The following is a 9,526-nucleotide window of genomic DNA, read 5'->3' as shown; positions in this document are numbered from 1 at the left end:
GCGATTTCGGAGACTTCCACATGAGGCTGATGTCTTTCTCTAGCATGGTCGCGGATACTACGCCCTTGAGTGGGCCATCCTTCCCTCCTAGACTCGTCTTTCGATTCACCATCCCATCGTGGCGAGCACACCCTTGACAAACGAGCAATTTCCTTAACCTTTCACCAATGGGGAATAGGGAATAGGGAATAGGGCAGAACATGGACAATTGACAATGAAAAATCTGTGATTCTCCCTTGTCCCCCTCGATCGCGATCGCCGGTCGTTGTGCGGTCACTGAGCTTGTCGAAGTGCCCCATCCCCGCGTCCGGAGCATCATTTTGAGTTAAAGCCAAGCCGAAGCGGCTGATTTTGTCGCTTGACAGGCAATGGGATATGCCAACCGGTCGTTTTGGGTTTCTCGGAGAAACTCACTGCTGGGAAATCTCGCTCGGTTTTCCTCTCGATCCCGCTATCTTAGCGATATCTAATTGCAGCCGCTCGAAGGCAAGATCGTTTCGATCGAGAGCCAATTCACAGTCTTTCAACTCACTCAAATCGGGCATTTCTTGCCAGCAATGACAGCAAAACCAGTAAACTTTTCGGTCTCGAATATGGCGAAGCATTCGATGGGAGCAGCAAGGGCAATTCGTCATTTTTTTTATCCGTATTCTTTAGATAAGTGACTCAAATCTTTAAGTAATAAGTGATGGCGCACGATGGCATTCGGAAGATCTTCGATCGAGGAAAAAGCCTCAATGTATAGCAGGTATAGCAGTCGCCACGACAATTAGGGCAGTCCGATCTCACACGAGCAAGACCTCAACTCACCAACATCAGTGCCCTAAAACTGCTAACCATAGCGATACGAGGGTGCGTTGCCAAAAAACAAAACTTAGCCTGCATTATTCATGAGGCCCTTCTCCAAACAGCCGAAAGCCTTCAGTATCAGTCGATCGGTGAGTTTTGTCTTCATCACAGTTTGTAATCGATCGACAATTGCCGAATTCAAGGACTGTTAAGGGTTTCAGGCATTTACGCTCGGCGTTGTGAATAATCCAGGTTAACCTTTCACCAATGGACAATGGGTTACTCAAAACGCCCTTCCCTCTCACCGTGTCTCCCGCTCCCCGTCTCCCCTGAAGGATAACTACCGGGAAGATTCGAGTTGGGGGATCGCTGGGGGTCTTGTCGGCTTGTTAGGCGTGACATTGAGTTGACCGCCGCAGTTGCGTAATTCGTATAGCTTCGCCCCAATTTGATACTCGTACTGACTCAATAAACGAGCATACATATAACCCGCTCGACCATCCAAAAAGCCAAGTTGGATGAAGTAGAACAAAATAAACCGCAATAACGGCTTAAAGGGCAACCGAACCCACATGGTTTTCAAGAAGCGCTTGCGTTGTACCGCATCTCCAAACAAGTTCGCCCCAATGGTACCGTTCTCCCCTCGACCCGTCAGCAGATTGTAATAAACCCGCGCTTCCCAATTCGAGTAGCGGTTGTGCCGCGCTAACCAATGATAGATATCTCGGAAGTCTTCGTGGAGCATATCATTTTTCAGATAGCCCGCTGCTGTCGGTAAAATGACGTGCTCGTGAACTTCATTGTCACCAGTATTGGGTACGGCTTCGGTGCTGAGGTTTTCGTATCGACCTTTGGCATGTTTGAACAAGCGCAGGTTCCAGTCCGGATACTTGCCGCCGTGGCGAATCCAAGTGCCGAGGAAAAAGACCCGGCGGTTGAGGTAATACCCGTCAAACTCGGAGTTGGCGATCGCACTGGCTATTTCATCCCAGAGTTCGGGGGTAATGCGTTCGTCGCAATCAACAATTAAAACCCATTCATTCCGAAATGGTAAATTTTCCAGCGACCAGTTTTTCTTTTTGGGCCAAGACCCGTTAAAGTGAAACTGCACGACCTTTGCCCCGTAACTTTGGGCAATTTCGCAAGTGCGATCTTCACTTTGAGAATCGACCACGAATACTTCATCTGCTCTCGCCACGCTGGTTAAACAGGCGGTCAGATTCGCTTCCTCGTTTTTAGCAGGAATGAGAACGGAAACAGAAACTTTATCAGAGGTGGAAGTCATAACACTAGGCAGAATTAGAGTTCGCAATTTACGCTTTGGCGCGTTCGTCGTTTCAAAGGATCGAAATCAAGATGCACGAGCGTCTGGGCAACTCAAATCCGTGAAACGCCAACGAAGTTAAGACGGTTTCGTCGATCGGGATGTTGATAGCATCCCCCCGATGGCAGCGCCCAGATAGCCAATTTGACCGTAGGCGTATACTAAATTATCAAACCGCAATGCGGGATCGGTGATGTATTTGAAACCGTTGTACAGTCCTCGAATCATGCGTTCTCCTCCCCGTGGCAACTGTTGCCAACCGGCTTGGCCGGTCAGTTGTTCTCGATAGCACTCGCTAATACCTTGCCACCAACCCCGTTGCAGAAACCAAGATCGGTGCAGGCGTTCGGGCGAGACATTGTGAGCGACTTGCGCGTCGGGAAGGTAGGCGACTTGCCAACCGAGTTCTAAGGCTTTTTCGGTGACAAACAGTTCTTCGTTGGAGAGCAATCGCTTACCGACGCGACCGAGGTTAGTGTCGAAGCCACCAATTTCTTCGAGGAAAGTACGCCGGATGGAGTAGTTCAAACCTCTGGGAGTCAAACCGGGGGCTTGGATATCCACGAGTTTGTCCCCCAAGTCGTAGGCACCTAAATTTCCGGCCAATCCTCGAGACAGCCATTCGGGAGGTCGAATGCCCTCGGGCCACAGCAGGGTGACTTTGCCACCGGCGACCGCAAGTCGTTCGCAATTTTGGTAGGCTCGATCGATCGTGCTCAGCCAAGTAGGACTGGCAACGGCATCATCATCTAGGTAGGCAATGATGGGGGAAATCGTTTCGGTCGCGCCGGTATTGCGAGCAATAGAAAGGCCCACATTCGGTTCCCAAACGTACCGCAGTCGAGGATGGGGAGAGCGTTCTTCTACAACCCTTCGAGTGCGATCGGTCGATGCGTTATCGACGACGACAACTTCAAAATCGTCGAAGTCTTGGGCGAGTAAGCTATCGATAGCTGCGCCTAAATATGCATCCCGATTGTGCGTACAAATAATTGCCGATATCTTGGGATCTGACATAGCTCGATCGAAAAATTGGGAAGTGGAGATTAGAAGTCTGCTCCTACTCCTTTCTTAACACGATTAGAACGAATCCCCAATAATTTATCGAGACTCACAGCAATGAAATATTCGACGTACTGGCTGTCGGTTTGGACGTAAATACGATTGACGATGTCGGAACGAGGGAGCGATATGGGGCGATCGGGAGTGAGGTTCGGGCGATCTTCGATCGCGATTTGGATTAAAGTGAAGAAAGTACCGTCAAGCTGTCCGTTATCCTGCTACCCCGACAGTTTTCCCCCAAATTATCTATGTCACTTGCCGAAACCCCCATACCATCTCTTCGGGAGAAACAACATCCTTTAATTCGCCAGTTAGCGAACTGTATTGAGGAAATTTGGCTTCGCTATCTCGATTTATCCCCTTACGAGCTTCCAGATGATTTAGGGTACGTTGAGGGACGATTGGAAGGCGAAAAGTTGACGATCGAAAATCAAGTCTATCAGTCTTCCCAGTTTCGGAAAATGCACCTGGAACTCGCAAAAATCGGGAACTCTCTCGATATCTTACATTGCGTGATGTTCCCCAGATCGAACTATCCTTTACCGATGTTCGGCACGGACTTGGTGGGCGGACGGGGGCAAATCAGTGCGGCGGTGGTGGATTTGTCTCCGGTGGCAGACGGACGAACTCTGTCTCGGGAGTACCAAAACGTCCTGGGTGCGCTCCCAGAACCCGACTTCACCCAACCTCGAACCTTACCCCCCTGGGGAGATATTTTTTCTGACTTTTGCGTGTTCGTGCGACCGGAGGTCGGCGCTGAAGAAGATCGGTTTCTGGCACGGGTGAAGCAATATCTCGAAATTCACTGCCAACAAGCGCTCTCGACAAAGCCTGTTAGTGACGAACGACAAGCCCAAATTATTGCCGGCCAGCAGTATTACTGTCGCAAGCAGCAAAAAAATGATAAAACGCGTCGGGTTTTGGAAAAAGCTTTTGGAAAACAGTGGGCCGAACGATATATGACGACGGTTTTATTCGATATGCCCGAAATGTAACAGTTCGCCGGAGCGCTCGATTCGAGCGCGAACTGAGCGATTTCTTGAGTTTCTCGTGAAGTGTAATCCAAATTTCAGCAACTCCCGGTTCGATCCGATAGGATGGATCTTGATGTCGCGCCCTGGAGTTACCGATGGCTCGCTACACAGGTTTGTTTACGATAGCTACGTCCCTGCCAAAACTGCGAAATCAACTCGCCGAAGTGTTGGAATCGTGTAATCTCGATATAATTTACGAAACTGAGGACTACATGATGGCTCGTGAAGTCCCCGGTCGAGTCACATTTGCCAAGCTTGTTTCGGTGGAAGTTTTGATCGATCGACCCATTGAATCCATCGAAGAAGTGCGAATGAGGTTCGTGGTCAAGAATGAAGAGTTACCCCTGCAAAAGGATAATCACTGTGCGGTGATGTTTGAAACGGTCAAACAAGCGATCTCCAATAGCGATCGCTGGCAGTTGCTTGAAAATATTGCGGGCTAGCCCTTCCGTACGTCAGGCACTTGACCCCACACTTTGAGACCTGGGAATAGGATAGAAGTTTTGGGAACCCGATCGAGACGGAGCCTGAGTCTATGGAAAAAAGGGGATAATCCAGACAACGCTCGATCTCCCCCACCTTCAATTGGATCTTGTTAGAAGCGCTCGCCGACGTTAAGCGAGAAGGCCGTACGACCTTCATCATTCAGGGCAAAATCAACCCACACGTAGTTCAGAAAATCGACTTTTGCACCCAGACCAATGCCAAAACCCGCTCCATTCCCTGGTTTGTCTCGCTCTTCCCCTGGCTGACCGGTCACGTTCCCCTGGGAACCCAATGCCGAACCATAGTCGACAAAAAGTGCCCCTCGTAGATTTTGGATCGTATCGCCTCGGAAATTGGCAATCGGGAAACGATATTCGAGGGTCGCACTGACAAAACTACGTCCCGAACCGAGTCCGCCATCTCCATAGCCGCGCACGGAAGACGAGCCGCCCAAGCTAAACGCTTCATAGGGGGGCAAGTCTCCAATAAAGGTTCCGGCTGCCAAACCCATAACGAACACGCTCGGTCCTTCAGCAAAACCGAATAGATGGGTGGGAAAATATTGAACGAGTCCCCCACTCAAACGGTTTGCCGTCACATCGGCATCTCCAATGGGAATAAACTGTTCCGTTCCCAGTTGAAATTTGGTGCCTTCAACGGCCACATCCGCGAGTCGATCGCGCGTCACATCGACGTACTGAGCCGCTAATCCAACGCTGAGCAGATCGTCGGTGCCATCATCGGCAAAGCTGAGTCGATTGCCGCGCTCGTCTCGGGGGATATCCTCGTCGTTAAACGCACCTCGGCTAATTTGAACGTTTTGGTAGCGAACGCGGGGAATGAATACGAAGTTCTTCGACGACGGTACGAACAAGCTGACTTCGCCGCCGGTGCGATTCACCCAGGGAACGTGCCGGAAACCCATCGGCAGAAAGACTGTCGTACCGCCAGCTAAAAAGTTATCGTTGGGAGAGCGAGCGGTAAAGGCACTGATGCGATAGCCGATACTGCTGTCATTTTCTGTGACGATGGCGGCTTGAGTGTAGCTTAAGTCCAGTCCGGCAGTTTGCTGTCCCCCTTCGATTTCGAGTTCTAAAATATTGCCGCCAGACCCGGTTGCACCGAGGGTGGCGACTCCGTAAGCGCCTTTAGCGCGATTGGAGTTGGGAAAGATGCTGAAGAAAAAACCGGTTTCCCGCTCTTCGAGGTCGGTGGGGGTGAATAGAACCGGATCTTCAATTCTAAAAGGTCCCCTGACGGCATCGGTCAACTGACCGACCTGTACGGTCGTAAAATCGGTAAGTTCTGTTTGAGGGAGCTGAGTTCGATCGACCGGTTCGGTCTTAAATTGAATTTCCCGAGCGCTGAGGAGAGGCTCTTGGGGTCGATAGTCGATGGCGAATTGTTGAGTCGATAGTCCTTGACGCTGAAGCTGCTGCAACTGAGGATCGATGGCACCAGGTTCGCGAACCTCCATCTCGTCGGAATTGGGCGATGCTGAGGGGACGGTGGGGAGAGCGGTTTCCGAGGACTCCGCTGACGTTTGGGATGCTCTGTTTTGAGATGATTCGGCAGTTTCTAGGGTCGTTTGGGTCACTCGGAAGGATTCGTTCGATCCTGTTGCGGATTTCGAGACTTGCCCGATGCTAGAGATCGCCGTTGGGGATTTCGAGATTTTTCCCAGGGATGCGGTGGTTGTTCGTGCGGATTTAGGTAAGGTCTCCGCCCAGCTCGGAGTTACCGCGATGCCGATGGATGAGGCTCCCACAGCCAGTGCTAGAGAAATTTTGGAATGCTTTGCGTACTTTAGTTTCATGCGATCGCCCTTCTACGCTCGTTTTTTATCGTCGTTTAGTTCCCCAATGATTTTGGGGGATTGATGTGATTTAAACGGTCGATCGCACGCTTGCTACTCATCGGAAGACGCAACGAAATAGAACGTCGGGGAGTGTCTGACGATATTCACCACACACTCGTCATCCTCGATCTGCGGGTAGAGAAGCCCAGTGCCGATCGCGCTTTACCCCCTAACAATACCAGCGATCGTTACGTTAATTTTTGAGTATCGAGCGGTCGTTCGACCGGAGCAGTGCTTACCGCCCAATTCGCTCGAGGTTGCCGGTGGGAATCGAGGCGATGAGTTTGCGGGTATATTCTTGCTGGGGACTGTGATAGATCATTTCTGCCGGGCCGATTTCTTCGACTTTGCCTCGGTTCATCACCATAATCCGGTCGCTCATAAATTTGACCACACTCAGATCGTGAGAAATGAAAATATAGGTTAAACCAAATTCTGCTTGCAATTCTTTGAGCAGGTTGAGGACTTGTGCTTGCACCGATACATCCAGAGCTGACACCGACTCATCGCAAATGATAAATCGAGGGTTGAGAGCGAGGGATCGGGCGATGCAAATTCGCTGTCGCTGACCGCCAGAAAACTCGTGAGGATAGCGCTCGATCCAGTTGGGATTCAAACCGACCCGGTCTAAAAGATACCGCACTCGCTCTCTATTTTGCTTGCGGCTTTGGTTGCGACCGTGGATTTTTAACGGTTCGGTCACCGCCTCGCCGATGGGAATGCGGGGGTTGAGAGAACTGAAGGGGTCTTGAAAAATAATCTGGATATCTCGCCGCAGTTGGCGCAACGGTTTCCCTTGAATTTCAAGGATATCCGCACCGTCAAACATCGCTCGACCTCCCATGGGTTCGATCAGGCGCATCAGCGTTCGAGAGAGGGTTGTTTTCCCACAGCCGGATTCCCCCACCAATCCCAGGGTTTCTCCGGGATACACTTCAAAAGATACGCCATTGACAGCCATGGCGTAACGTTGGGTTCGTCCGAACGCACCTCGGATGGGAAAGCCCACTTGCAGATTCTCGACCACCAGTAAGGGTTGTTGTTGGCGCAATCGGGCAAATCGAGTGGCGATTTCGATTTCGCTCATTTCTTCGACTTCCATGGAGGAAAGCGACTGGGGCGATCGAGGATTGACTGTTTCCGTGCGTCTTTGATTGCCGTTTCCCTCGGCAAGATCGTCGCCCTGGGCAACTTCCATAAAATCGGCGATCGTCGGCAAATATCGCAATCGCTTGTCCGGGGTAGGACGGCAGGCAAGCAGCCCTCGGGTATAGGGATGTTGGGGAGCGAGGAAGATATCCCGTACCGTTCCGGTTTCGACGATTTCACCTCGGTACATCACCGCTACCGTATCGGCAATTTCTGCAATCACCCCTAAATCGTGGGTAATAAAAATCATCGACATTCCGCGACGATCGCGCAACTGGCGCATCAAATTCAAAATGGTTGACTGGACGGTGACATCTAATGCGGTCGTGGGTTCGTCAGCAATGAGGAGGGTCGGATCGCACGAAATCGCCATGGCAATCATCACCCGCTGGATTTGTCCTCCAGAGAGTTGGTGGGGGTAGCGATCGAGTATTTCTTGTTTGATGCGATCGATTTGCCGGGTGATGTCCTTCCCCTGGATAGATGCCGCATCCGATCCGGGCGATCGTAATTGAACGATTGCTTGTTCTCGGAGTTTGTCGTCGTCTGGGAGGAGTTGAACTTCTTGCAAGCTAGAGACGGCCTGTTTTCGCGCCTCAGCAGCAGAAATATCTCGGTGCAGCCGGATCGCTTCGGTTAACTGAAACCCAATGGTATAAACCGGGTTGAGGGAACTCATCGGTTCTTGAAAAATCATGGCAATCCTTCCCCCTCGATAGTTTCGCATTTGGGAGGGAGGTAGTTGCAACAAGTCCACCGGTTCGATGGGGCGATCGTCCGTTGCCGCGTCTCGAAACCAAATTTCTCCGTTTGTTATTTTCCCCGGTGGCGTGGGAACCAGGTTCATGATTGCCAAGGAGGTGACGGACTTTCCCGAACCCGATTCACCCACGATTCCGAGGGTTTGCCCCCGTGTGACCTTAAAATCGATACCGTCAACGGCTCGAACGATATTATCGTTAGTCTGGAATTGGACTTGAAGGTTGCGAACGTCTAGAACGGTATCACTCATGAATCGGTTGCCAAAGATTAAATGGATTTTAACAGCTCCCTTCACGGGTCACTCAGCCAGGGTTTGATGAGTAGTGCGCTCGTCCCGCTTTTGGGACTAAAATCTTTAGACGATCGCACTGGGGGAGGTGTAAATCAAGAATATCCCGCTTGAGTGTTTCGATCCTCTCAATTTTTTACGATTTGCCGGGGACTTTCTTTCGATTTCTTGATGCCATCCCCTGACCCATCAAGTCAATATCGACAGACCGGTCGGTTGAATTGTATTGTCTCGAACCGCTCCCCAAAATTTTGCCCGATTTGGTTAGGGGACGTTAAAATAAGCGCCCCGCGCGCTGCGGCTGACTTGTCCCCACCAAGCGGGGTCGTCGATGGTCTGCCAGCTCTCGGAACTCTCTAGCTGCAAGGGGTTTGCTGCCCCGGAAAAACTGACGATCGCCCCATCGACAAAAATTGGAATGGCTTGTACTTGGCGCACTTCGAGGGTTTCTAGGTCAAATAAAACCCGCCCGATAAAATTGTCGGGACCGCCGCCGAGGTGAGGATGAATGAAATCTCCCAAGCTTTCAAATAGAACCCCCTGTTTACCACTGTTCGATCGCATCAGGCGCACGGGTTCCCATTTGTGCGGGCCGTGTCCGAAGACGATATCGCCGTCGAAGTCGCGAATAAACCGCGTGCCGACGTTGACTAACTCCTGCTGGGTTGCTTCATCCCAGCTATGGAGGGCGAGAATGCGGATATCGGCATCGGCACTCGAGAGCGATCGCAAGACGGTTTCGGTATCGGAAATACAGTTGATGTCGCTGCAAC

The 9,526-nt window shown here is 51.2% G+C and carries 8 protein-coding genes; 2 read left to right on the top strand and 6 right to left on the bottom strand.

Annotated features, from left to right (window positions below):
• Nucleotides 1-410 precede the first annotated feature (410 nt).
• From IQ235_RS10460 to IQ235_RS10450, 3 genes are all read right to left on the bottom strand, one after another.
• On the bottom strand, nt 411-635 hold the full coding sequence (locus IQ235_RS10460; RefSeq protein ID WP_264321413.1) for a hypothetical protein: 225 nt from the start codon (nt 633-635) through the stop codon (nt 411-413).
• Between the two features lie 494 nt (nt 636-1,129).
• A complete protein-coding gene (locus tag IQ235_RS10455) occupies nt 1,130-2,074 on the bottom strand; it encodes a glycosyltransferase family 2 protein (RefSeq protein ID WP_264321412.1) in 945 nt (314 codons plus the stop codon).
• Between the two features lie 117 nt (nt 2,075-2,191).
• A complete protein-coding gene (locus IQ235_RS10450; RefSeq protein WP_264321411.1) occupies nt 2,192-3,130 on the bottom strand; it encodes a glycosyltransferase family 2 protein in 939 nt (312 codons plus the stop codon).
• 293 nt (nt 3,131-3,423) lie between these two features.
• Between IQ235_RS10450 and IQ235_RS10445 the strand changes: the two genes are divergently transcribed.
• A complete protein-coding gene (locus IQ235_RS10445; RefSeq protein WP_264321410.1) occupies nt 3,424-4,170 on the top strand; it encodes a phycocyanobilin:ferredoxin oxidoreductase in 747 nt (248 codons plus the stop codon).
• A 134-nt stretch (nt 4,171-4,304) separates the two neighbouring features.
• Entirely contained in the window at nt 4,305-4,652 is a 348-nt protein-coding gene (locus IQ235_RS10440) for a hypothetical protein (protein WP_264321409.1), read from the top strand.
• Nucleotides 4,653-4,804: 152 nt separating this feature from the next.
• Here the strand turns inward: IQ235_RS10440 and IQ235_RS10435 are convergent, their stop codons facing one another.
• The 3 genes from IQ235_RS10435 to IQ235_RS10425 form a co-directional block, all read right to left on the bottom strand.
• A complete protein-coding gene (locus tag IQ235_RS10435; protein ID WP_264321408.1) occupies nt 4,805-6,511 on the bottom strand; it encodes a BamA/TamA family outer membrane protein in 1,707 nt (568 codons plus the stop codon).
• Nucleotides 6,512-6,788: 277 nt separating this feature from the next.
• A complete protein-coding gene (locus tag IQ235_RS10430; RefSeq protein ID WP_264321407.1) occupies nt 6,789-8,714 on the bottom strand; it encodes an ABC transporter ATP-binding protein in 1,926 nt (641 codons plus the stop codon).
• Nucleotides 8,715-9,017: 303 nt separating this feature from the next.
• On the bottom strand, nt 9,018-9,526 hold a 509-nt coding region (locus IQ235_RS10425), incomplete at its 5' end, for a metallophosphoesterase family protein (RefSeq protein WP_264321406.1).

This window comes from Zarconia navalis LEGE 11467, assembly GCF_015207075.1.
Lineage (GTDB): Bacteria > Cyanobacteriota > Cyanobacteriia > Cyanobacteriales > Geitlerinemataceae > Zarconia > Zarconia navalis.
Note: the sequence above shows the minus strand (reverse complement) of the source record. Positions and strands in the feature narration are given on the sequence as shown.